We start from the raw sequence: 23,178 nt of genomic DNA, 5'->3' as shown, positions 1-23,178 counted from the left end.
CCCTCCTCAAACGCCGGAGGGGCTAAATCACTTAGCCCCTCCGGCGTTTGAGGAGCGGGGTCTGGGGCGGAGCCCCAGATTCGGGAAGGGGTGGGATTGGGGAGAGCCCCGCAGGGAACGCCCGAACCTCAACCCCTCGGCGGCGATGCGATAGACCTGGCTGCGGCCACCTCCTGGCGCAAAGGTTCCAGGACGCTCTCCTGGGGGCCGGTGAAGGACGCGGAGACCTCCTCCAGGATCTCCGAACCCCGCAGACCCTGCGAAAGCTCCCGCAGCTGCCGCGCCACCTCCCCCACCTCGGTGAGACCCGGCTCCCCCGCCCCATGCCGGATCCGCACCCGCGCAGCGGTCGTCGCGTCCACGATCCGTTCGACCGCGACAACCAGCGGCCACCACGCGGCGGCCCTCGCCCCCATCGGGGGCGGTTCGGTCAGGGCGCGCTGGAACTCCGTGCGGATGACGGACAGGTCCCGGTACAGACCGCGCCGCATCCGCGCCCGCGCCCCCGCATCCACCGCCGTGCCGAACGCGCTCTCCACGTACGCCGCCGTATCGGCGACCGCGTCCGCGAGACGGTCGCCGATCCGGGTGTGCCAGCTCTCCGGCCACAGCAAGTACCCCGCCACCAACGAGATCGCGCAGCCGATGAGGCTGTCCACCAGGCGTGGCACGACGAGCCCGAAGCCCTGGTGGTTCAGGACGTCGGAGAGGAGGAGGATCACCGGGGTGATCGCGGCCGTCTGGTAGCCGTAACCCCGCGGTGTGAGCGCCGGGATCAGCGCCGCGAGCAGCAGCATCACCGGCACGTCCCACCACCCCCGCGGCACCTGCGACAGGACCGCGGCCGCCACCACGAGCCCCGCCGCCGTGCCCAGCGCCCGCAGCACCGCCCGCGAGAAGACCGAGCCGAAGTCCGGCTTGAGGACGAACGTGACGGTGAGCGCCACCCAGTACGAGCGGGGCACCTCGACCAGGGACACCAGTGCCTGTGCGATGCCGATGCACAGGGCCAGGCGCAGGCCGTAGCGCCAGGACGCGCTCGACAGGATCACGTTGCGGGCGGCCCTGCGGGCCCTGACGCGCAGGGCGGCGGGCCGGCCGAGGCGGTCGGCGGCGTTCACCACGCCGTGCGGGTCCGCGTCGTTGAGGAGCTCGGCCACGTGCCGCAGGGCGTGGTCGACGGCGTCCGCGGAGGGGTCGAGGGGCTCGGGGAGCACCGGGTCGGGGACCGGGGAGGACCCGGGAGCCGCCACCGCGTCCGCCAGGCGCCGCACCTCCGCGGGGAACTGTGGCGGCATCGGGACCCCGCACTGGTGCGCCGCCGGCGCGGCCTCGATGACCGGGGTGATCGCGTTCAGTTGGGCGACCAGGCGGACGAGGTCGGGGTTGCGGCCGTGCGCGCGGGTGCGGCGGGCGAGCACCAGGTCGTACGACTGGTTCAGGGAGGTGGTGACGGCCGTGCGCGCCTCGCCGTACCGCTCGGTGCCCGCCGCTTCGAGCAGCGCGGCCACGCTGCGGTAGGTCGCCGCGACGGCGGCCCGCTCCGGGATGCCCGATCTGAACGGCCAGGCGAGCAGGGCGAGGGCGAGGACCAGGAGGCCGCCGCCGGTCATCAGGACCGGGGCGAGCCACCACTGCCCCGGCATCGGAAGCCCCGCCCCCACCACGGAGTTGAGCAGCAGGAGCAGGCCGGACACGGACGCCACGGCGCCGATCGTGGACATCATCCCGGAGACCAGCGCCACGAGGGTGACCACACCGACCGCCACCCAGCCGTGCCCGAAGACGAGCGAGCCGATGGTGACGCCGAGCGCCCCGAAGAGCTGCGGCACGGCGATGTTGAGGATCCGCATGCGGTACGCGTCGGCGGTGTCGCCGATGACCCCTGACAGGGCGCCCATGGAGGCGAGCGCGCCGTACTCGGGCCGGCCCGCCGCGAGGCCGACGAGCAGGGGCAGCGACAGGCCGATCGACGCGCGTGCCACCGCGGCCCACGGGACCGGCGCCGTCTGCGGCTTGAGCGTCCTGACCAGCCAGGGAGGCGGGGCAAGGGCGCTCAGAGGGCCCGGTGGTGCGGGTGCGTCGCGGCGGGGCATGCGGCCATTATCGCCGCGCCTGCTGCCGCTACGCCTGGTCTGACCTGCGTTTTACCGGCCCTGAGCGCTACTGCCGGTCCGGCTCGTGCAGCGTCAGGTCCACCACCAGCGTCCGGTGGTCCGTGTCGCCGATGTCCAGGAAGCGGGCGTCGCGGGCCGCGAAGTCCGGGGTGGCCAGTACGTGGTCGATCTGGGTGCCCAGCGGTTTCATCAGGTCGGCGGGCCAGCTCGGGGTGCGGGCCGATCCCGCGAGGCGGGCCGCGTCGCGTACGCCGCCGGTGTCCAGGATGTCGCGGAACGCCGCGTGGTCCTGCGTGGCGTTGAAGTCGCCCGCGATGATGGTGGACCGCTTGGCGCGCTTGCCCTCGGCGGCGTAATCGCGCAGTTCGGCGAGTTCGGTGCGCCAGGTGGAGAGCTGCTCGGGCAGCGGCGGCATCGGGTGGGCGAGCTGGACGCGGACCTGGTGGCCGTTCTTCAGCTCGGCGACGGCGCCGGGCATGCCCAGGGTGCCCGCGAGGCCGCTCGCCTTCTTCAGGGGCAGCTTGCTGACGATCACCGAGCCTTCGGCGCCGCCCGCCTCGCTCGCGGTGCGGTAGGGGTAGTCGGAGCGCGGGAGTTCGTCGCGCAGGGTGTCCGAGCAGGAGTAGTCGCACTCCGGGACGAAGAGGAGATCGGGTTTCTCCTCGCGGACCGCCTTGAGCAGCCCCTGGGTGGCCCTGCCGTACTCCACGTTCGACGCCATGACACGGATCTCGGCCACGGCCGGCCCCTGCGGTTCGTCCGTCTTCCCGTACGGCTCCAGGAACCAGGCGACACCGCCGAGCGCGACGACACCCCAGACGAGGCCGACGCGCCAGCGGGCGAGCGCGGCGAGCAGCAGGGCGGCGATCGCCGGGACGAGGAGCCAGGGCAGGAAGGCGAGCAACTGCGGTACGGGGGTGAAGCCGTCGGAGTCGGCGACGCGGAACCCGAGGAGTGCGCTGACGCCTGCGAGCAGGAGGGCCGCGAGCCAGGCGGAGGGCTTCTGGCGAGGCCGCCGCTTCGTCCGCGGCTCGGACCGGTCCTCCCGGGGGGCCGTCCTCGCTGCCGTTGCGCTGTCCAAGGCGGGCCTCTCCGTCAGGTGGGATCTCTCGAATCCTCCCTCAGAGACGGCTGGAAGTGGGGTGAGGGTTGCGTTTCCCCCATCGCCGGAGCAACGCAGCGGCGAGCGCGACCGCGAGGCCCACCCCCGCAATCACCCACCCGGCCACGCTCAGCGCGTCCGTCAACGCGTCGTACACCGCCTCGGCGGCCGGGCGGGAGACGTCCTTCGGGAGGTCGTCCAAAGTCAGGCCCCGGCCCACCAGGACCGCGACGCCGAGCAGCGCGCCCGCGAGGGCCGCGCCCAGGGCCGTGCGGATGATCGCGCGGCGGCGGTGGACCGCCAGGAGGACGCCGGCCACGGCCAGGAGCACCGCCGCGACCGGGAGCCAGAGGCCCGCCATCTGAAGCATGTGGAATCCCTTCCCGAAGGGGCCGAGGTCCGAGGACTCCATGAGCGTCACCTCGGTGTGCGTGACGGGGATGCTGTCGGCGAAGGGCACGCCGTCGGCGGCCAGTTGGCGTTTGACCTGCTCGGTGATCGGCGCGAGGTCGATGGTGACGGCGCCGCCGTCCGACTGGTCGCTGAGCGCGCCCTGCACGGCGTCGTGCGCGGCCCGGTTGGCCGCGTTCCAGGCCGTCCGGAAGGCCTTCGTCGAGGTGAAGGACCGCACCGCGTCCCCGACGAACGACTCGACGGTGCCCTGCAGCGGGCCCACGTCGATCTCCTTCATCACCGAGTCGGTGACCGCCGTGGCGACCGCGTCCTGTACGGCGGGGTCGGAGGCGAGCGGCGCCATCGTGGCGACGTACCGATCGGCGTCCTTGATCTCGTACTTCGCCCAGGTGGAGAGCGCGCCGAGGGGGACGAGGAGGACCGCGAGGACCAGGAGGACGGCGGACAGCGTGCGTCTGAACACGCACCCAAGGAGAAGTCCCGGTCACGCGGGGCGCGACCGGGACGCGTGCGGACGCCTGCATACGGGGGCAAGAACTCCTACTTGCGGTTGTAGAGCCGCATCGTCACCGGACCGAACACCGCCACGAGCAGCACCACCCAGCCCAGCGCCCACACGAGCGACGAACCCGGCGCCGTGCCCGCCATCAGGTCGCGGACCGCCGACGCGAGGTGCGTGATGGGGTTGTTGTTGACGAAGGCCTGCAGCCAGCCCGGCATCGTCTCGGGCTTCACGAAGATGTCGCTGAGGAACGTCAGCGGGAAGATCACCATCATGCTGACGCCCATCACGGACTTCTCGGTGCGCAGCAGGAGACCGAACATCGTCCACACCCACGAGAAGGCGAACGAGAAGACGAGCAGGAGCAGTACGCCGCCCACCACGCCGAGGACGCCGCCGTCCGGGCGGAAGCCCAGGATGATGCCGACGGTCAGCATGACGACGGACGCGATCGCGTAGCGCAGGGCGTCGCCAAGGAGGTAGCCGACCATCACCGACGGGCGCCAGATGGGCAGCGTGCGGAAGCGGTCGAAGACGCCCTTCTCGATGTCGGTGTTGACCGAGACGCCGGTGTACATCGTGATCATGACGACGGACATCACGAGGATGCCGGGCAGCAGGTACTGGATGTACTCGGTCGGCGACCCGGCGAGCGCGCCCCCGAAGAGGTACGTGTACATCAGCACCATCATGATCGGGAACGCCGTCACGTCGAAGAGCTGCTCCGGCACGTGCTTGATCTTCAGCATGGCCCGCCAGCCGAACGTGAGGGACGCGGAGAGCGCGCTGGGGCGCTGCGGCCGGTCGCCGGCGACGAGCAGTTCGGCGAGGGACTCGGTGCTGACGGGCGCCAGGTCCTGCGCCTCGGATGTGGTGGTCGCGGTGCTCATGCCTGTGCCTCTTTCTCTTTCTCCGCCATGTCCGTCGCGTGATGGGGTGTGCCGGTGAGGGCCAGGAACACTTCGTCCAGGCTGGGCTGGCCGAGGGAGAAGTTGTCCACGGTGATGCCCGCCCTGGCCAGTTCGGCGAGGGCGCGGGACGCCTTCTCGGCGGCGCCCCTGCCGTTCGCATCGCCGTTGCCGACGCGGGCGGTGAGGGCCACCGGGTCGGGTTCGAGCTGGACCTCCGCGTCGAGTGCGACGCGCAGGGCCCGCGCCGCCTCCTCGCGCTGGTCGGCGTCCCGGAGCCGTACGTGCACCGAGCCCGCGCCGACCGACGCCTTCAGCTCGCCCTTGGTGCCCTCCGCGATGACCTTGCCGTCGTCGATGACGGCGATGCGGGACGCGAGGTGGTCGGCCTCGTCGAGGTACTGCGTGGTGAGCAGGACCGTCGTGCCGTGCGCGACGACCGCCCTGACGATGTCCCAGACCTGGTTGCGGCTGCGGGGGTCGAGGCCCGTCGTCGGCTCGTCGAGGAAGAGCAGGTCGGGGGTGTTGAGGATGGAGGCCGCGATGTCGATGCGGCGGCGCATGCCGCCGGAGTAGTTCTTCACCTGGCGGGCGGCCGCGTCGGTCAGGCCGAAGGCCTCCAGGAGCTGCGCCGCCCTGCTGTACGCCGCCTTCTTGCCGTGCCCGGTGAGGCGGGCCAGGAGCACCAGGTTCTCGGTGCCGGTCAGGTCCTCGTCGACCGAGGCGTACTGCCCGGTGAGGCTGACCCTGCTGCGTACGGCGTCGGCCTCCCGCACGACGTCGTGGCCGAAGACGTGGGCGTCGCCGCCGTCCGGGCGCAGCAGGGTGGCGAGCATCTTCACGGTGGTGGTCTTGCCCGCGCCGTTCGGGCCGAGCAGGCCGTAGACCGTACCGGCCGGGATGGTGAGGTCCACGCCGTCGACGGCGCGGTTGTCACCGAAGGTCTTCACCAGGCCCGCGGTCTCGATGGCCACGCTGTTCATGTCGTACGCCCTCTCCACGTCAGTACGTGTCTTTCCGTCACGAGGTCAGACCGTCGGCGAGGCGCAAACTCATCGCCCGGTGGAGCCTTAGCCCGAACGGGTGTTTGCTGGAGAGGGGAGAAGAGGGTGGGGACAGGGGGAAAGCGGGGAAATCGGGGAAATCCGGAAATGAGGAGGTCGATCATGCGGACCACTCCGGCCCTGAGAACCACTCCGGCTGTCCTGGGAACTCTCGTCACCGCGCTCCTGACCGCGGGCGCCCTGTCCCTCGGAGGTGCCACACCAGCATCCGCCACCGCGCCACCCACGCACAACGACCACGACGTGGTCTGGGGGACGATCGTCGCCCCCAAGGACCTGAAGATCCGGGACGCGCCCTCCACCAGCGCCTCGGTCGTCGCGAAGCTCCCCGGCGAGAGCCAGGACCGCGTGGAGTGCCAGACACGGGGTTCGAGCGTCTGGGGCAACTCGTACTGGTACTGGCTGGGCGGGGTGCGCGGCTGGGCAAGCGCCGCGTACGTCGACACCGGCGGGCAGCACGTGCCCAGCTGCGCCACGGCGGACCCGTGCCAGGAGTACAAGCCCTGCTGGAACACCTGCGAGGGCGGCTACAACCGCGACCACTGAGGCCGCCGAGTTGCCGGGCGGCGCCGGCGGGTGTGCCCTGGATGGTGGGGCGGGCGTGAAACGCGGGACCGGGGGCGACCGGGGGCGGAGGAGTCTGGAGGAACGTCATGGCTCACGTGGCATCCACGTCATCCGTACCCCGCGTCCGCGGGGGCTCCCACGTCACCGGGATCGCACCGGTCGCGCTGGTACTCGGCCTCGTCTACGGGGTCTGGGCCGCCCAGATCGCGCGGGACGCCGGCCCCATCACCACCGGCAACGTCCTGCTCGGCGTGGTGGCCGGCATCGTCTTCGCCGCGGTCTTCATGGGCCTGTGGAAGGCCGCGCCGCGACTGCCGCGCGAACTGCGCGCGGCGGCCTGGGCCGCCTTCGCCGGAATCTCCTTCGGCTACATCTACAGCCTGACGGACGCGACGATCCTGCGGTCCGTTTTCATGGCACTCGCGGTGACGGGCGGAGTCTTCGCCGCGGCGTTCTACCGCTACTACACGCGCGAGTGACCGGTCACTCGTCGCTCATCACCCGTCAAGCACTGTGCCCACCGGCGTCGAGCGCGCCGATGGGCACAGTGGGTCACTCAGCAGAGGCCGGCTCGGCTCAGCCGGCCTTCTCCAGTCTGTCCAGCTTGTCCAGCGCCTTCGCGAGACCGTTGGCCCACAGCTGGTCGACCTTGGCCCGCTCGTTCGCGTCCGGCTGCGAGTTGGTGCACGAAGTGCCCGGCCCGCCTCCGGACATCAGCTCACTGCACGGGCCCTCGTAGTGGTCCGGCAGGCCGAGGACGTGACCCGTCTCGTGCGCGGTCACACGAGTCGCGTCGTACTGCTGGTTCTGCGCGTAGTCCAGGAAGATGTAGCCCTGGCCGTGGCCGTCCGTGCTCGCGTACGAACCGCGCGGGTCGTTGCCCTCGCGGTACTCGAAGCTCGCACCGCCACTCCCCTCCTGGAGCTTCACATTGGACACCGCGCCATTCCAGATGGAGGTGCTGCTGGCTATCTGCTGCGCGAAGGTCGGGGCACCGGAGGCGTCGTACACCACGGTGACCTGCTTCGCGCCCGGGTTGGCCGCGCGCTTCTCGGCGACCGACTTGAGGACGGCGTCGAAGAACGCCTTGTTGGCCGCGGCTTCCTCGCCGGAGCCCGCGTAGTTGGCGTACGCGGAGGTGGCGGACGGCGCGGTGGGGGTCGCTGCCGTCGCGGATGTCGTGCCGAGACCGGCTGCCGCGAGGCCGAAGACGGCCGCGACGGACAGGTAACGCTTGTTCATGTGGGGGGCTCCCTACTCGTTCGGTGAAAGGTGAACGGTTCGGTAACGGGAGTGTCAGGGAGCCAGGGGGCTGAGCGGATGATGGCAAGTGGCGATAGCGCGGAGCTATCGCCCGCCGTCCGCCAACCTTTCGCGGGGTTCCACGCATGCCCAACTCAGGTGGTTCCCGTGGGGTTTGTGAGTCTGGTGCGGCGCCCCTTACCGCTCTACGCTCACGGCCATGGAGCTTGAGGTGAGGCACCTCCGCGCGCTGTGCGCCATCGCCGACACCGGCAGCCTGCACAAGGCGGCGCGCCAACTCGGCATGAGCCAGCCCTCGTTGACGACGCAGTTGCGCCGCATCGAGCAGGAGATCGGCGGCCAGCTCTTCGCCCGCGGGCGCACCGGCTGCCGCCCGACCCCGCTCGGCCGTGTCGCCCTCAGCCGCGCCCGCCCCCTCGTCAGCGAGATGCGGGCGCTGGTCAGCGAGACGAAGGCGGCCGCCGCACGCGCCACCGAGGGGCCGCAGCTGCGCATCGGGTCCACCGCGAGCCGTGCCATACCGGGCTGGCTGCGGCGGCTCCGGGTGCGCCTGCCGGCCACCGAGACCTCGCTCCAGATGGACGTGTCCGCCAACGCGCTGCTGCGCATGGTCGCGGGCGGGCAGCTCGACGTGGCCTTCGTGCACGAGGTGGAGGGGAGCCCGCTGCGCATGCCGGAGGGGCTGCGGTGGCGCGTACTGGTCGAGCGGGAGCCGCAGTTCGTCTTCCTGCCGGCCGACCACCCGGCGGCGGCGCAGCCCGTCGTCCACCTCTCCGACCTCGCCGCCGACCGGTGGATGGTGGACCCGACGGTGGACGGCGAGTGGGACGGACTGCTCCGGGTGCTGCGGGCCGCCGGGCTCAACCCCCGTGTCCTGCACGGCGACTACCTCACCGCGTCCTCTCTCGTCGCAACCGGCGAGGTCGTCACGGTCTGCCAGCCGACCTCGCACGACAGACCCGACATGGCGGTCAGGCCGCTGTACGGCGACCCGCTCGGCGTGCGGCTGCTCGTGGCGGCCCGTACGCAGCAGGCGCTCGACGCGGTGTACGGAGATCTCGAAGCCTCGTACTGGGAGGCGGCGCGCCAGTCGCCCGCTTACGGGGAGTGGCTCGAAGGCAGGGCGACGGCGGCGTGAGGACTGCGTGGCGGCGGCGTGAGGGCTGCGCGGCGGCGGGCGGGACCGGCGGCATGACGTAGGTCCCGGAGAACTGATGACCTTCGACCCGACCCACCCTGACCTGCGGTTATTCCTACCTCACGGTTCCGCGTCGCCTTGTGCGGCCGGTTGTTACGTTCCCTACGGATGACGCACACACAGCGCCCGTAGCTTCATGTCTGTCGCCGCCGCAAAGAGGCACAAAGACGGACAGTTCGACCGACCAGTCACAAGGGATCCGCTATGCGCGCCACCCGCCGTACCTTCCGCACCGCAGCCATCGCCACCGGAGCCATCGCCGTTCTCGCCGTCCCGACGACGGCCGCCTTCGCCGCCGACACCCCGCCGACCCCACAGGGCCAGGTGGATCAGGACAAGCCGACGGACCCGGGCACGAACACGGACACGGACACGGGCCAGGACACCGGCACGGACACCGGCACGGACGCGCAGACGCCGCAGCCCGGCAGCTGGGAGTCGCTGGGCACCACCGACCTCGGCAACGGCTGGTCCGCGAAGGTCGACGTCAACGCCTCCGCGCGCACCGCCAAGGCCGCGATCTCCCTCCACGGCACCGCCAAGGGCTCACTCACCGCGTACGAGAAGTCCGCGAGCACCGCCATCGAAGGCAACACCTTCACCCTGTCCCCCGACGGCACGGTCACCGCGAAGCTCAAGGACACGACGGACAAGGACAGGGACAAGGACAAGGACAAGCCCATCCCCGGCGGCTGGGTCTCCAAGGGCACCACCGACCTCGGCAACGGCTGGTCCGCGAAGGTCGACGTCAACGCCTCCGCGCGCACCGCCAAGGCCGCGATCTCCCTCCACGGCAAGGCCAAGGGCTCGCTGGAGGCGTACGTCGACACGCGGACCACCAAGATCGACGGCAACACCTTCAAGCTCTCGGCGGACGGCACCATCACCCGGACCGGAGCCACCCCGAAGCCCAAGCCGACGCCGAAGCCGACGCCGGGCCACGAGCGCACCCTCGTCCGCCAGTACACGAATCTCGGCGGCAGCGGTTTCGACGCGAAGGTCTACAAGACCAAGGGCGGCTACGAGGCCGACATGATCGCCAAGGCCCCCGACACCGGCAGGAAGACCGTCTGGGACACGATCAAGCAGTCCGGCGCCAAGCCCGCGTACGGACAGCACAACGGCGCGCACTTCGTGCTCGACCCGGACGGCACCATGAGGGGTTGGACCGAGGGCCGGACGACGCCAAAGCCGCAGCCTAAGCCCCAGCCGCACACCCAGCAGCAGAACGGCACCTCCCAGGTCGTGCCGAAGGGCGGCGTCAAGGCCGGGGCCGACGGCACGTCCCCCGCCGGCGAGAGCGCCCCGCTGATGGCGGCGGGCGGCGGCATGGCGGCGCTGGGCGCGGCCGGTCTGGGCTTCGCGCTGTACCGCCGCAAGCAGAACGACTGACGTCGCCCCGCGAGGGCGGCTGTACGACGGAGGGGGGCACCCCGCAGGCGCGGGATGCCCCCCTCTCACATACGTCCGGCGTCCGATGGAACCGCTGCTCAGACGCCGATGTCGCTGCCGTCCTTGCGCCACACGGAGACGACCGACGGACGGACGATCTTCCCCGGGCCGTCGGGCCACGCGCTCGCGGGCTTCTCGACGGACGCGCCGTCGACCTCGCCCGGGTGCTGCACGGAGACGAGCACGCGGTTGTCCTGGATGATCGGGCCGCAGGTCTCCGCGCCGTTCGGCATGGTCAGGAACTGCTTGAGCTCGCCACGCCGGTCACCCTTGGTCGCGACACCGAAAAGGCCGTCGTGCGAGCCGAGTTGGTTGCCGTCCGTCGAGAGCCACAGGTTGCCGTGCGGGTCGAAGGCCACGTTGTCGGGGCAAGAGATCGGGCTGACCTTCTCCTTCGGGAAGCCCGCGAAGTACGTGGCCGGGTCCTCCGGGTCACCGGCGACGAGGAAGAGCGACCAGGCGAAGGACGTCGACTCGGCCCGGTTGCGGCGCTCGGTCAGCTCCAGGACCTGCCCGTGCTTGTTCAGGTTGCGCGGGTTGGCCTCGTCGGCGCCGGCCTTGCCCGCCTTGCCGCGGTCGGAGTTGTTCGTGAGCGCGACATAGACCTTGCCGGTGTGCGGCGACGGCTCGACGTCCTCGGGCCGGTCCATCTTCGTGGCGCCGACCTTGTCACCGGCCTGGCGCGTGAAGACGTACACCTCCTCGGCGGTCATGCCCTCGACGTGCGAGACGGCGTGGCCCCTGGGGCCCGCGGTGGCGAGCGGGATCCAGACGCCGCTGCCGTCGAACTCACCGTCGGCGGGCAGCTTGCCGGTGCCGTCGATGTCGGCGGCCGGGGAGTCTCCGGTCAGCTTGGCGACGTACAGCGTGCCCTCGTCGAGGAGCGTGAGGTTGTGCTCGTGCGCGGCCCGCGACTGCCCCTTGGCGACGCGCTTGCTGCTGACGAACTTGTAGAAGTAGTCGAACTTCTCGTCGTCGCCCATGTAGACGACCGGGCGGCCGTCCTGCGTGAGGCGCGGCTGCGCGGCCTCGTGCTTGAAGCGGCCGAGCGCGGTGCGCTTGCGCGGGGTCGAGTCCGGGTCGTACGGGTCGAGTTCGACGACCCAGCCGAAGCGGTTGGCCTCGTTGGGCTCCTTGGCGAGGTCGAAGCGGTCGTCGAACCGCTCCCACTTCCGCTCGGAGGCGGCGCCGATGACGCCGTAGCGCTTGAGGCGCGCGGCGGCGGTGGGCTCGGTGACCTTCTCCGCGTTGGCGAAGTACTGGTTGAAGTTCTCCTCGCCGTGCAGGGTCGTGCCCCACGGGGTGGTGCCGCCCGCGCAGTTGTTCAGGGTGCCGAGGACGGTGGTGCCGCGCGGGTCGGCCTTCGTACGGACGAACTTGCCGCCCGCGGCGGGGCCGGTGAGGCGGAACTCGCTGGTGGCGGTGAGGCGGCGGTTGAGCTGGTGGCGGCTGACGGCGGTCAGCTTGCCGCTCCTGCGCTCCTCCTCGACGACCACCACGGAGAGGCCGTGGGCGGCCCAGGCGATCTCGACCTGCTCGCGGGTGGGGTTCGCGGCGTCGTACCCCTTGAACATCAAGATCTCGTCGGTGTACTCGTGATTGGCCACGAGGACCTGACGCCCGCGCTCGCGGCGCAGCGGCAGGAGGCTCAGGAAGTCGTTGTTGTAGCCGAACTGGCCCGCCTGCGCCTTGGCGGTCTGCTTGTCCGGGTCGAAGGCGGGGGCACCGCGGAGGATGGGCTCGCCCCAGCGGATGACGACGTTCTGGGCGTAACCGTCCGGGATCGTCACGGAGTCGGTCTTGTTGGGCGCGACGGGCGTGAAGCGGAGACCGCGCGCCCCTTTCTTGCTCTTGTGCGACGCGGGTTTCTGAGGCGCGGCGGCCGAGGCCTCCGGGGCGGCGGGGCCCGCGACGACGGCACTGCCCGCGGCGGTCGCCACGGTCACGACCGCGGCGGCGCGCATCACCGAGCGGCGGCTGAGCGCGCCCGCTATGACGTCGCCGACGTACTCGTTGTCGCTGGTGTTGGGCACCTCGTGGAAGCAGGCGTCACCACAACGGAACCGGCAGGTCAGGGCGGACCGGTTGCCGCTCCCCTGGTGCGAGGTGATGATCGGCAGCAACTTGCGCACGGTTCCTCCGTTGTGTGGCGTGGCTTGAGCGTGGCTTGATTCCGCCGTGACGCTAGGCGCGGAGGTCGGCAGGGCGACGGCCTGAGGGTGAACGGGAGGTGAACCGAGGGCGCACAGAGGGCAGTTGAGCTGCGGGGGTGAGGCCGGAAGTGGGCGCGGTTGACGCTTGGGTGACCCTCACCAAGATCGCCTGCCGCGACGGCTAACCTTACGTGTCCGCCCTGGCCAGGGGTTATCGGGAATCAACTCACGCGAAGGGGTGCACCCATGGGCATTCTGAGTGTCCTGCGGAATGCGTTCGGTAGGTCTTCACGCAAGGGGGATCAGGCTCCGGAGCCTGAGGCGGTGACTCCGGAGGCCCCCGAGACCCGGGAGGCCGCACCCACCGCCACGGTGCCGGCGCCCTCGTCCGAGCGGGTGCCTCCGGCTGCCGAGCCGAAGGTGACCGTTCCGTCGCCGTCGTCCGAGCCTTCGCCTTCGGCGGTGGATGATCTCGTCGCGGCGGCGTTCGACCGCGACCGCGTGTCGGTCCCTTCCCCTTCCCCGGCCCCGGAGGCCGCCGCCGAGCCGGAGACCGCCGCTGCTGCTGCCGCCGCCGAGCCGGAGTCTGACCCGGAACCCGAGGCTGCGGCCCCCGAGCCCGCGGCTGACGCCCCGGAGGCCGAGGTCGTGACCCCCGAGGTTGTCGCCCCCGAGGCAGTTGTCGCCGACGCCGCTGAATCGGAACCGTCAGTTGTGCCCACCCGTCCCGCCCAGCGGGACGAATGCCCACAACAGGCGACCCCCGACAGCACCGAGGCCAAGGCCCAGGCGGAGACGGAGGCGGAGGCGGAGGCGGGGAACGCCAAGGATGCCGACGCCACCGCCGCCGCTGTGGGCAAGCGTCCCGCTGGGCGGGACGGGTGGGCACAGCCCTCGACGCCGGGTGCCGATGAAGCGGCGCAAGTACCCGTGACCTCGGCGGAGCCGGAAGCCGCCGTGGCACAGGACGTGCCGGACGCCCCCGCCACCCCGGCGGAGCCGGAAGCCGCCCTAGCCGAGGAACCGCCGGCAGCCGAAGCCCCGGCGGAGCCCGAAGCTCCCGTGGCACAGGACGTGCCGGACGCCCCCGCCACCCCGGCGGAGCCCGAAGCCGCCCTCGCCGAGGAACCGCCGGCAGCCGAAGCCCCGGCGGAGCCCGAAGCTCCCGTGGCCGAAGAGACTGCGGCGCCCGAAGCCCCCGAGGCCAAGGAACCGGCGGAGCCCGAGGCCCCCGAGGCCAAGGAACCGGCGGAGCCCGAGGCCCCCGAGGCCAAGGAACCGGCGGAGCCCGAGGCTCCCCTCGCCGAGAAGCCCGCGCAGCCCGAAGCTTCGGGAGGCGAGGAGACCGCCGCAGCTCTGGCCCACCCCGCCCTCGCCACGGCGTACAACTCCGCCGGCGCCGCACTGCAGAAGCGGGAGCTCGCAGGGGTCCGCGCCCCCGTGTACCTCGTACTGGACCGCTCCGGCTCCATGCGCTCGTACTACAAGGACGGCTCCGCCCAGAGCCTGGGCGAGCAGGTCCTGGCCCTGGCCGCGCACACGGACCCCGAGGCCACGGTCCACGTCGTCCTCTTCTCCACCGAGATCGACGGCACCGGCACCCTCACCCTCGCCGAGCACGAGGGCCGTATCGACGAGCTGCACGCGGCAGCGGGCCGCATGGGCCGCACCAGCTACCACGCCGCGATCGAAGAGGTCGTGTCCCACTACGAGAAGTCGGACCACAAGGGCAGCCCCGCCCTCGTCGTCTTCCAGACGGACGGCCCCCCGGACGCGAAGGGCCCCGCCAACCAGGCCCTCGCGGACGCGGCCAAGCACCCCCTCTTCTTCCAGTTCGTCGCATTCGGCGAGCACGAGGCGAAGGGCTTCGACTACCTCCGCAAGCTGAAGGCGGAGAACGCCGCCTTCTTCCACGCGGGCCCCACCCCCCGCGAGCTCACGGACGCGGAACTGTACGAAGGCCTGCTGGCGGCCTGGCGCCCGTAGCCCCAGCCCGTAGCCCCCGCCCGTAACCCCAGCGGGTGGACTCCCGGGCCCCTCGGGGCCCTGGGGTCCACCCCCTGGAATCGAGGTGAATCGCCCGCTCCGGGGCCGTTAGGATTTCGACCATGGCGGCCACTGGATCCGAGAAGCAGGGAGCGGACGAGAACGCGAAGGCGTTCTACGTCTCGACCCCCATCTACTACGTAAACGACGCTCCTCACCTGGGCCACGCCTACACGACCGTTGCAGGGGACGTGCTCACGCGCTGGCACCGTCAGCGCGGCGAGAAGGTGTGGTACCTCACCGGCACGGACGAGCACGGTCAGAAGATCATGCGCACTGCCGAGGCGAACGACGTCACGCCCCAGGCGTGGTGCGACAAGCTCGTGGACGAGGCCTGGCGGCCTCTCTGGGAGCACCTGAACATCGCGAACGACGACTTCATCCGCACGACGGAGAGGCGTCACACGGACCGCGTCCAGGAGTTCGTCCAGGATCTCTACGAGAAGGGCGAGATCTACAAGGGCGGCTACGAAGGCCCGTACTGCGTGGGCTGCGAGGAGTACAAGCTCCCCGGCGACCTCATCGACGGCGAGGCCGGGAGCGAGTTCGCGGGCCAGAAGCTCTGCCCCATCCACAAGAAGCCGGTGGAGCTCCTCAAGGAGGAGAACTACTTCTTCAAGCTGAGCGAGTACGGCCCGAGGCTCCTCGCCCACTACGAGGCGAACCCCGACTTCATCCAGCCCGAGTCGGCGCGCAACGAAGTCGTGAACTTCGTCAAGCAGGGCCTCCAGGACCTCTCCATCTCGCGCTCGACGTTCGACTGGGGCGTCAAGGTCCCGTGGGACGACAAGCACGTCATCTACGTCTGGGTCGACGCCCTCCTCAACTACGCGACGGCCGTCGGCTACGGCGCGGACGAGGAAAAGTTCAAGTCAACCTTCCCCGCCGACGTGCACCTGGTCGGCAAGGACATCCTGCGCTTCCACGCGGTCATCTGGCCCGCGATGCTGATGGCGCAGGGCCTGCCGCTGCCGGGCCGCGTCGCGGCGAACGGCTGGCTGATGGTCGGCGGCGAGAAGATGTCGAAGTCGAACCTGACGGGCATCAAGCCGCAGGACCTCACCTCGCACTTCGGCGTCGACGCGTACCGCTGGTACTTCCTGCGCGCCATCGCGTTCGGCCAGGACGGCTCGTTCTCGTGGGAGGACTTCACCGCCCGCTACACGAGCGAACTCGCGAACGACTACGGAAACCTCGCCTCGCGCGTGGCGGCCATGGTCGGCAAGTACTTCGGCGGCGCGCTCCCCGAGGCGACGGCGGCCGGCGCGGCCGAGCAGGCGGTCCAGGAGGGCCTGGCCAAGGCGGTCGCGACGGCCGACCTGAAGATCGGCGAGGAGCTGGACTTCCAGGCCGGCATCCTGGCGGTCTTCGCCTTCGTCAAGCAGGTCAACGGCTACATCACGGAGCAGGAGCCGTGGAAGGTGGCCAAGGACGAGTCCCCGGAGGGCCAGGCCCGCCTGGCGACGATCCTCTACACGGCGGCGGAGTCGCTGCGCGCGGTGGCCGTCCTCCTCAACTCCGTCATGCCGGAGACCTCGCAGAAGCTGTGGGACTCGCTCGGCGCAGAGGCCCCGCTCGGCGCGCTCGCCGACCAGCGGGTCCAGGACGCGGGCACGTGGGGCCAGCTGCCGATCGGTTCGACGGTGACGAAGGGCGCGGTGCTTTTCCCCCGCCTGGAGGACAAGCCGAGCGCGTAGCGGTACGCGGCGGATTGCAGAAAAGTCCCGGCAGCACACCGTGTCCTACGGCGTGCTGCCGGGACTTTCTCGCGACGTGGCACCGGGCTCCGGCAAGGGACCGAACCCCATCACGTAAGAGGCCCCTACAGAGGTCAGGCCGAGGTGCCATACCTGCCCGTCGGTTGCCCTCCCCGGACCCGAAGCCGGGCGTCGGCTTCGGAAGAGCGCGAGATTAGGATCATCGCGCAGGCACGGTTTGTCATGCCAAAGTCACGGAGGGGGAGGTGCGGAGTATGGGTGTACGTGGAGCAGGCGCGGGCCAAGAGAGCGGCGTCGATCTGAAGGTGTCGAGCAAGGACCTCACCAAACTGACCGAGGACCTCGACGCCATGCAGGACCATCTGGACAAGCAGGTCAGGCGGATGGACGCGATCGTCGACCGCATCGAAGCGGGTTGGCGAGGACCGGCGGCGACGGCATACCGCGAGTTCCACCGGGCGGCGGCCGAGGACGCCGTGCGCATCCGTGAAGTGATCCGGCATATCGAGCAGGCCGTACGCCTGAGCCGGGACGGCTTCACGGAACAGGAGCTGGACGTGATGGCCCAACTGCGGAGTATCCCGGTGGACATCGACAGCGAGGTCGACAAACTGTCGACACCTGGCCCGGAGACGGCCGGGCCCTCCCATCCGCGCAGCAGCCTCGACTCTTTCTGACGGCCTCTCCCGGGGTCCTGCCGCGACCACGACGACACCTACGAAACGGGGAACCATGCCGACCGGAAGTGCGGACGACGAGCACATAACCGTCGCCTTCGCCTCCCTCCACGACCTCGCCGGCGATCTGGAGGACATCCTCAAGAAGCTCAACGGCAGTCTGGACGACCTCCACGACCGGGTGGTGCCGGTCGTGTTGTCCTGGGAGGGGGAGACTCGCGAGGTCTTCGTCGACAAACTCGACGAGTGGGACCGCTCGGCCCAGGATCTTCAAGCCGCCCAGAAGTGGCTCCACGCGTGCGCGACCACGAGCCACATCAACTATGCGGCAGCGCACCAGGCCGTGCTGCGCGGCTGGGGGGCCGGCTGATGGGAACCCCATCGCCGGGCCAGAACGGGACCATCGACGTCAAGCCGAGCGACCTTCACCGCGTCTCCGGCGGTGTGGCGAGCCAGCAGACCGTGATGGACAGAGGCGCCAAGAGCTTGCTCGAAGACCTGCGTGAGTACCCGGACGCCGGCGGTTACGGGACATCGCCCCAGGCGTTCGCGACGTCGTATGTCAAGGTGGGCAACCGCTTCCTCGATGTATGGGCCAAGAGCATCGTCAGTATCGGGGGTGCGGCAGTCGGCTTCACGTCGACGGCCAATGCTTATGCGAAGGCGGAAGCGGCCAACGACCCCAAGGGGAAGGCGAAGCCGGTCGTCCAGCCATTGCCCAAGGTCATCGAGGAGCCGCCCGCCTACGGCTCCGTGCCGAATCTCAAGTGGGGCGACAACGACGGCGGCGACGACTTCATCCGCCGAGTCCTCGAGTGGGTGCCCGAACCCGTCCGGGACGTGCTGAGGCCGGTGGTGAAGCACGCCTTCCGGATGGGCAAGGTCGCCGACGTCTACCCGTTTCCACAGCAGCACTACCTGAACTCACTGTCCAAGGCCTGGATGGCGACGACCGCCTCGCTCTCCATGGCGGAGAGCGGGCTGACCGGGAATGTCAGCAGCATCACTCAGCAGACCAACAGCGAGTGGCACGACGCGATGCGCCAGTTCTGCAGTTCGCTGTGGGGCACGACGACGTGGGGCACGAGCCGCGTGAACTACGAGTGGAAGCACGACAGCTCCTCCTCGCAGACCTCCACCCACCCCGTGATGACCGTGCTGTTCGACACGGCCAAGAAGGTCGGCGATCTCCTCTACGAATTCGCCGAGGCAGCCGTCTACCTCAATCGCGAGGTGTCGGACGTCTACGACGAGGCCGTACGCGAGGCCATCCCCAAGGTTGAGGTCAACCTCAAGGACGGCGTGGGCATGGACGACGTCACGGGGCTGGTCAAAGGCGTGGTCAAGGGTGTCGCCAAGGGCGCGGGCCAGTTGAGCCAGGGCATCGTTTTGAACATGGACACCGGCAAGTTGAACGCGATCGTCACCACGTACAACCAACGGGTCGACGCGCTCGTTCCGCGACTCGACGCCCTCATGGCCCCGTTGGACGAAGCGCACCTGAGCGCTCCAAAATTCAAGGCCCAGGAGGCACGTGCGCACGGCTTCGGCATGCGGGCCCTGGACGAGTTCAAACACGAGCAGCGCTGGACTGAAGCCGGCTCCCACGGCAATCACGCCTTCGACCTGGCGAGCAACGAGTATCTGGGGGGTGGCCACACGCTGGACAAACACGTCGGCAAGACCGACGAGCAGCTCGCCCAACGCCTGCGTGACCAGGCTCAAGATCACAACAACTGGCCGGAGCAGCGCAGGCCCACGATCGGCGGCTCGTCGTCCTTCACGGACATGGCCAGCGCCCAGCGACTGACGGAGCACAACCTGCGGGCCAAGCAGTCCGAGATCAACGCGTGGCTGGCCTCCAATCCTCCGGAGGGCAAGACGGAGGCGTTCACGAGCCCGGCCCCCAACAACGAGGTCAGCGGCACGTACGTGGGTAAACAGCCCACCCCCGATCCGAATGACCCGACCAAGAACCTCCCGGGGACCGGGTACAAGGACCACGGGCTCGACGCGAAGGCGGTCGAGGTCAAGAACGTGAAAACGATCGTGAAGTACGATTCCAGGCTCGATCCGCCCTACGTGATCTACACCTCCATGCCCGCCCCGTGACCGACCGACCGGAAGACGAATGCACCCCACCGACAGCGCTGACAGCACTGCCTGGGACGCCGCGCTGGAGCGGCTCCTCGACGACGTGTACACCTTCGCGATGATCGGGCCCCGGCGGCACGACGACTGGGCGCGGGACGTCCTGGCCGTCATGAGCCGGTCGGTCACCGACCCGCAGGGTCGGCGGACGCTGGAGTGGCAGATCGACAAGGAGGGACGTGAGAACATCCGTCCTTCCTATCCCTTCCTGCCGCTCACAGCCGAGCAGGTGCACGCGTGGACGTATCCCGTCACGGCCTGTGCCGCCGCTGATCTGCTCGCCTCTCTGACCCAAGAGTGGTTTTTCGAGACCCGCCCCGTCCGGACGCGGGCAGACAGGGACGATGTGCTGGCCGACGCCCGGACGGTGCTCGGCCGGTTCGGTGCCGACGCCGTCTTCCGTACCTCTTCCGGCCTGGCCCGGACCACCGCCTCGCCGGATTTCCTCGTCAGCGAACTCGCCGGCGGCCGGGCCTTCACCGACTACATGATGGACCTCGGACTGATCACCGTGACCGCGGACGAGGTCGGGGTCTTCTGGTCGTTCAACGCAAACTGAGAGATACGTAGAGGGACCGGGAATCAACCGTGCCCGGTGTTTTGGAGGAAGGTGACCATGCTGACGCGATCCGCGACGTACCCCGACCGGGAGACCGCCCACTGGGCCACGCAGCAGGTGGTGACCGCCAACGAACAAGTCATCCACCGCTGGCTCGCCCAGGGAACCCGGGCCCGCCTCACCCTCGAGGCCGCCTGGCCCTCCCGCGAGGAACCCGTGGGCCGGGTTCAGCTGAAGGGCGACCTGCTGGCCGGGCGGGGGCCTGTCGACGTCCGCGCGGCGCGCGTGGTGCTGCGCCGCGAGCCGTCGAGTCCACACGGCTTCGTCGTCCGCACGACCGTCCCGTTCTACCTGTAGGGGCCGCACGCACATGTCCATGAAGCCCCTCGAACATGACCGCCGTTACGGTGAGCTGGATCAGGTGATGCGCGCATACCTGGGGCAGTCTGCCGACGACACCCCGGAACGGCGCAGCCGCGCGCTGGACGCGTATCTCCGTCACACCTGGCACACTCGCCCCTGGGCCATCGCGGAGGCGGAGCGCCAGCTGCGCGAGTACAGCCGCAACCCACCGGGCCGCATCCGGCACAGGCTCGGCGAGTTCTACGCGACCCCGGACACCGGGATCGCCGAGTCGGCGATCGGCGACTGGCTGACGATGCTGGCCGACCATCTGAAGAAGAGCGTCGATGAGGGCGACGTCCCGGAACCGTCGTTCCCGCAGACTCACTGGGAGTGGCACGCACGCTTCCCGGAAACCGCGCAACTGCTCGGCGGCTGGTTCTCGCAGGACATCGTCGACGAGTTCCCTGACCACGACGCCGCTGTCGCCGACTACGCAGCCACCACCGAGACTCAACTGACCGCACGCCTTGTTGGCGAACTCCACGAGTTGCTCGCCCTCTCCCTTGACGAGGGGGACTACGCCTTGGCAGCCGCCGAACTCGGCATGGAGGTCGGCCCGCCCGAGCCGTTCTCCTACGGCGCCTGGTTCCAGTCCGTGGCGACCACGCTGGCCGACGGCTGATCCGGGCTTGTGGACCACCCACCATCAGTGCACGAAGCCCCAGGTCAGCGATCCGGAGAAAGAACGCGCCTGGAGGAGCCGAAGCAGTCGTCGTAGGCGGTCCTAGGCGGTCGTAATCGGCTGAACTGTCCGGCTATGGCCGCCGGACTTGAACTGACCCGCGGGGGCTCGTGATTCAGGTCACGGGCCCCCGCTTCTTGCCCAACTTGGCTGAATCATGCGGGTCCAATAGCGATACCGATCACATTCGACCAGAACTCACGCCGTCTTCACATATTCGTCCGTACGCTTCACTGTATGACCACGACTCCCGACACCCCCGACCGGCCGCGCCCCGCGGCCGAGGTGAACGAGGAGATACGCGCGCTCTGGCTGCGGACGGGCGGATATCTTCGTCCCGAACAACACCTTGAGTACGAGAAGCTCGTGGCGGAGTGGGCCGAGGCGACAGCCGCGGCGGCCTCACACTCGCCGGCCGTTTGAGCGGACAGCACGCTCCGGCCGCAACGCGATTCAACAACTGAGCGGGCTCTCATGAGCCACTGGCGACGCGTTCCAACAACAGCGAACCAGAGGCAGCGGCGCACATCTCCCGACCACCGGGCGAGCTAGCACCCCACGGCCCCCAGACTCTCCCCCGCCACTCCGTACGACCCCACGAGCCGCGCCAGTTGGCGCCCCACGGCCCGTAGCGGCTCCTCGCTGCGGTTGACCTGGGCGGTCACCTCCGCGCCCTCCAGGGCGCTGATCACGGTGGTCGCGAGGTCCCGCGCGTCCCGCGCGGCGAAGCCCGCGCCGAGCAGCTTCTCCTCGACCAGGCGCTCCCAACTCCCCAGCGCGGCCGCGCACACCCGCTGGATCTCCGAGTCCGTGCCCAGCGTCTCCAGGGCCGCGGCGGTGACCGGGCAGCCGTCGACCCAGCCGGACTCCCGCAGCCCCACGGCGAGTTCCGCCGCACAGGCCTCGATCGCGGCGCCGGGGTCGTCGGCCTTGTTCAGCGCGGCACGCAGCATGTCGGCGAACTCCTCGCCGCTGTGGTTGATCGCGGCCACCGCGACGGCTTCCTTGCCGCCGGGAAAGAAGTGGTAGACGGAGCCGAGCGTGGCCTCCGCGTCCTTCGCGATCTGCTTGATGCCGGTGCCGACGTACCCCTGGCGCTGGAGGAGGCGTGCGGCGGCGATGACGATGCGGTCGCGGGTGCCGGGGGTCGCGGCTGCGCTGGTCTTGGCCATGCGGTCACCTTACCCCGAGGCTAATTAGAGCGTTCGTTCCAGAGCCGTGCTACGTTTCCTCCATACGCTAGATAGAGCGCTCGTTCTAGTCCTGGAGGCACCCATGAACGCCACCCCTGTCACCCTCATCGGTCTCGGCCCCATGGGCCACGCGATGGCATCAGCGCTGCTCGACAAGGGCCACGAAGTCACCCTCTGGAACCGCACGGCGTCCCGCGCGGACGACTTGGTGGCGCGCGGGGCGGTTCTCGCCGACACCCCCGAGGAGGCGGTCGCCGCCAACGAGTTGGTGATCGTCAGCCTCACGGACTACGACGCGATGTACTCCGTACTCGAACCGGCGGCGGGCGCACTCTCCGGCCACGTGATCGTCAACCTGAGCTCGGACACCCCGAAGAAGGCGCGCGAGGCGGCGAACTGGGCCGCGGGCCACGGCGCGACGCACCTCACGGGCGGCGTGCTCGCCCCGCCCTCCGGCATCGGGACCCCGGACGCGTCCACCTTCTACAGCGGCCCACGCGAGGCGTACGACAAGCACCGGCCGACCCTTGAGGTGCTGACGGGCGAGACCGACCACCGGGGCGAGGACCCGGGGCTCGCGGCACTGATGTACCAGCTCAACATGGTCATCTTCTGGACGAGTGTCTCCAGCTACTGGTACGCGGTCGCCCTCGCCAAGGCCAACGGCCTCTCGGCGGCGGACATCCTCCCGTACGCGTCACAGAACATGACCGGCATGCCGGAGTTCCTGTCCTTCTACTCCTCGCGCATCGACGCGGGCAACCACGAGGGCGACGTGGACCGACTCGCCATGGGCCTCGCGAGCATGGAACACGTGGTGGACACGCACACCGACTCGGGCGTCGACGCCGCGCTGCCGTCGGCGGTGGCGGACCTGTTCCGCCGGGGGATGGAGGCCGGCCACGCAAAGGACAGTTTCTCCAGCATCGTGGAGCTCCTGGGTCAGGGAGCGTCCGCGAGCTGAGGGCCGTGTGCAGAAAAATCCCGGCCCGCACCCCGATATGGGG

General features: G+C 70.0%; 22 protein-coding genes. 14 read left to right on the top strand and 8 right to left on the bottom strand.

The window, feature by feature from the left end; all coding sequences use genetic code 11:
• Positions 1 to 128: 128 nt before the first annotated feature.
• The 5 genes from ACWD02_RS27610 to ACWD02_RS27590 all read right to left on the bottom strand — a co-directional run bounded on the left by ACWD02_RS27610 (position 129) and on the right by ACWD02_RS27590 (position 6,026).
• A complete protein-coding gene (locus ACWD02_RS27610) occupies positions 129 to 2,096 on the bottom strand; it encodes an FUSC family protein (RefSeq protein WP_451215113.1) in 1,968 nt (655 codons plus the stop codon).
• A gap of 67 nt (positions 2,097 to 2,163) precedes the next feature.
• On the bottom strand, positions 2,164 to 3,198 hold the full coding sequence (locus ACWD02_RS27605) for an endonuclease/exonuclease/phosphatase family protein (protein WP_451215112.1): 1,035 nt from the start codon (positions 3,196 to 3,198) through the stop codon (positions 2,164 to 2,166).
• A gap of 40 nt (positions 3,199 to 3,238) precedes the next feature.
• Entirely contained in the window at positions 3,239 to 4,096 is an 858-nt protein-coding gene (locus ACWD02_RS27600; protein WP_451215111.1) for a hypothetical protein, read from the bottom strand.
• A gap of 77 nt (positions 4,097 to 4,173) precedes the next feature.
• Positions 4,174 to 5,025 (bottom strand): ABC transporter permease, encoded by an 852-nt coding sequence (locus tag ACWD02_RS27595; RefSeq protein WP_451215110.1) that lies wholly within the window; start codon positions 5,023 to 5,025, stop codon positions 4,174 to 4,176.
• Positions 5,022 to 6,026 (bottom strand): ATP-binding cassette domain-containing protein, encoded by a 1,005-nt coding sequence (locus tag ACWD02_RS27590; protein WP_451215109.1) that lies wholly within the window; start codon positions 6,024 to 6,026, stop codon positions 5,022 to 5,024. Before ACWD02_RS27590 ends, ACWD02_RS27595 begins: the two co-directional genes overlap by 4 nt.
• A 183-nt stretch (positions 6,027 to 6,209) precedes the next feature.
• Between ACWD02_RS27590 and ACWD02_RS27585 the strand changes: the two genes are divergently transcribed.
• Together ACWD02_RS27585 and ACWD02_RS27580 are read left to right on the top strand one after the other, a co-directional pair.
• Positions 6,210 to 6,653 (top strand): SH3 domain-containing protein, encoded by a 444-nt coding sequence (locus ACWD02_RS27585; RefSeq protein WP_451215108.1) that lies wholly within the window; start codon positions 6,210 to 6,212, stop codon positions 6,651 to 6,653.
• A 107-nt stretch (positions 6,654 to 6,760) separates the two neighbouring features.
• Positions 6,761 to 7,153: a hypothetical protein gene (locus tag ACWD02_RS27580; RefSeq protein ID WP_451215107.1), complete on the top strand. Its 393-nt coding sequence runs from the start codon at positions 6,761 to 6,763 to the stop codon at positions 7,151 to 7,153.
• A 97-nt stretch (positions 7,154 to 7,250) separates the two neighbouring features.
• Here ACWD02_RS27580 and snpA read toward each other — a convergent pair whose 3' ends face one another.
• Positions 7,251 to 7,916, bottom strand: a complete 666-nt coding sequence (gene snpA / locus ACWD02_RS27575; RefSeq protein ID WP_451215106.1) for a snapalysin — start codon at positions 7,914 to 7,916, stop codon at positions 7,251 to 7,253.
• 220 nt (positions 7,917 to 8,136) lie between these two features.
• Between snpA and ACWD02_RS27570 the strand changes: the two genes are divergently transcribed.
• Together ACWD02_RS27570 and ACWD02_RS27565 are read left to right on the top strand one after the other, a co-directional pair.
• Positions 8,137 to 9,075 carry a LysR family transcriptional regulator gene (locus tag ACWD02_RS27570; protein ID WP_451215105.1) on the top strand — a complete coding sequence of 313 codons (939 nt, stop codon included), beginning with the start codon at positions 8,137 to 8,139 and terminating at the stop codon, positions 9,073 to 9,075.
• 264 nt (positions 9,076 to 9,339) lie between these two features.
• On the top strand, positions 9,340 to 10,527 hold the full coding sequence (locus ACWD02_RS27565) for a hypothetical protein (RefSeq protein ID WP_451215104.1): 1,188 nt from the start codon (positions 9,340 to 9,342) through the stop codon (positions 10,525 to 10,527).
• Positions 10,528 to 10,625: 98 nt separating this feature from the next.
• Here the strand turns inward: ACWD02_RS27565 and ACWD02_RS27560 are convergent, their stop codons facing one another.
• On the bottom strand, positions 10,626 to 12,719 hold the full coding sequence (locus ACWD02_RS27560; RefSeq protein ID WP_451215103.1) for a PhoX family protein: 2,094 nt from the start codon (positions 12,717 to 12,719) through the stop codon (positions 10,626 to 10,628).
• Between the two features lie 345 nt (positions 12,720 to 13,064).
• On the opposite strand from ACWD02_RS27560, the gene ACWD02_RS27555 reads away from it, so the two are divergent.
• From ACWD02_RS27555 to ACWD02_RS27515, 9 genes are all read left to right on the top strand, one after another.
• Positions 13,065 to 14,726: a VWA domain-containing protein gene (locus tag ACWD02_RS27555; protein WP_451215102.1), complete on the top strand. Its 1,662-nt coding sequence runs from the start codon at positions 13,065 to 13,067 to the stop codon at positions 14,724 to 14,726.
• A 122-nt stretch (positions 14,727 to 14,848) separates the two neighbouring features.
• Positions 14,849 to 16,483, top strand: a complete 1,635-nt coding sequence (metG, locus tag ACWD02_RS27550; RefSeq protein WP_451215101.1) for a methionine--tRNA ligase — start codon at positions 14,849 to 14,851, stop codon at positions 16,481 to 16,483.
• A 275-nt stretch (positions 16,484 to 16,758) separates the two neighbouring features.
• Positions 16,759 to 17,181, top strand: coding sequence for a WXG100 family type VII secretion target (locus ACWD02_RS27545; protein ID WP_365828766.1), 423 nt, complete (start codon positions 16,759 to 16,761; stop codon positions 17,179 to 17,181).
• 55 nt (positions 17,182 to 17,236) lie between these two features.
• Positions 17,237 to 17,551, top strand: a complete 315-nt coding sequence (locus tag ACWD02_RS27540; protein WP_363210411.1) for a WXG100 family type VII secretion target — start codon at positions 17,237 to 17,239, stop codon at positions 17,549 to 17,551.
• Positions 17,551 to 19,293, top strand: a complete 1,743-nt coding sequence (locus tag ACWD02_RS27535; protein WP_363210410.1) for an RNase A-like domain-containing protein — start codon at positions 17,551 to 17,553, stop codon at positions 19,291 to 19,293. The genes ACWD02_RS27540 and ACWD02_RS27535 overlap by 1 nt, the downstream gene beginning before the upstream one ends.
• A 19-nt stretch (positions 19,294 to 19,312) precedes the next feature.
• The gene (locus tag ACWD02_RS27530; protein ID WP_451215100.1) at positions 19,313 to 19,891 is read left to right on the top strand and encodes a hypothetical protein; all 579 of its coding nucleotides are present in this window, start codon (positions 19,313 to 19,315) and stop codon (positions 19,889 to 19,891) included.
• Between the two features lie 57 nt (positions 19,892 to 19,948).
• Entirely contained in the window at positions 19,949 to 20,248 is a 300-nt protein-coding gene (locus tag ACWD02_RS27525; RefSeq protein WP_363210408.1) for an RNase A-like domain-containing protein, read from the top strand.
• A gap of 13 nt (positions 20,249 to 20,261) precedes the next feature.
• Positions 20,262 to 20,918 carry a contact-dependent growth inhibition system immunity protein gene (locus ACWD02_RS27520; protein WP_363210407.1) on the top strand — a complete coding sequence of 219 codons (657 nt, stop codon included), beginning with the start codon at positions 20,262 to 20,264 and terminating at the stop codon, positions 20,916 to 20,918.
• 297 nt (positions 20,919 to 21,215) lie between these two features.
• Complete coding sequence (locus ACWD02_RS27515) at positions 21,216 to 21,401, top strand: hypothetical protein (protein WP_451215099.1); 186 nt, start codon at positions 21,216 to 21,218, stop codon at positions 21,399 to 21,401.
• A gap of 125 nt (positions 21,402 to 21,526) precedes the next feature.
• Here ACWD02_RS27515 and ACWD02_RS27510 read toward each other — a convergent pair whose 3' ends face one another.
• Positions 21,527 to 22,150, bottom strand: a complete 624-nt coding sequence (locus ACWD02_RS27510) for a TetR/AcrR family transcriptional regulator (RefSeq protein WP_451215098.1) — start codon at positions 22,148 to 22,150, stop codon at positions 21,527 to 21,529.
• A 103-nt stretch (positions 22,151 to 22,253) separates the two neighbouring features.
• Between ACWD02_RS27510 and ACWD02_RS27505 the strand changes: the two genes are divergently transcribed.
• Positions 22,254 to 23,135: an NAD(P)-dependent oxidoreductase gene (locus tag ACWD02_RS27505; protein ID WP_451215097.1), complete on the top strand. Its 882-nt coding sequence runs from the start codon at positions 22,254 to 22,256 to the stop codon at positions 23,133 to 23,135.
• Positions 23,136 to 23,178: the final 43 nt, after the last annotated feature.

This window comes from Streptomyces sp. NPDC002853, from assembly GCF_053591915.1.
Note: the sequence above shows the minus strand (reverse complement) of the source record. Positions and strands in the feature narration are given on the sequence as shown.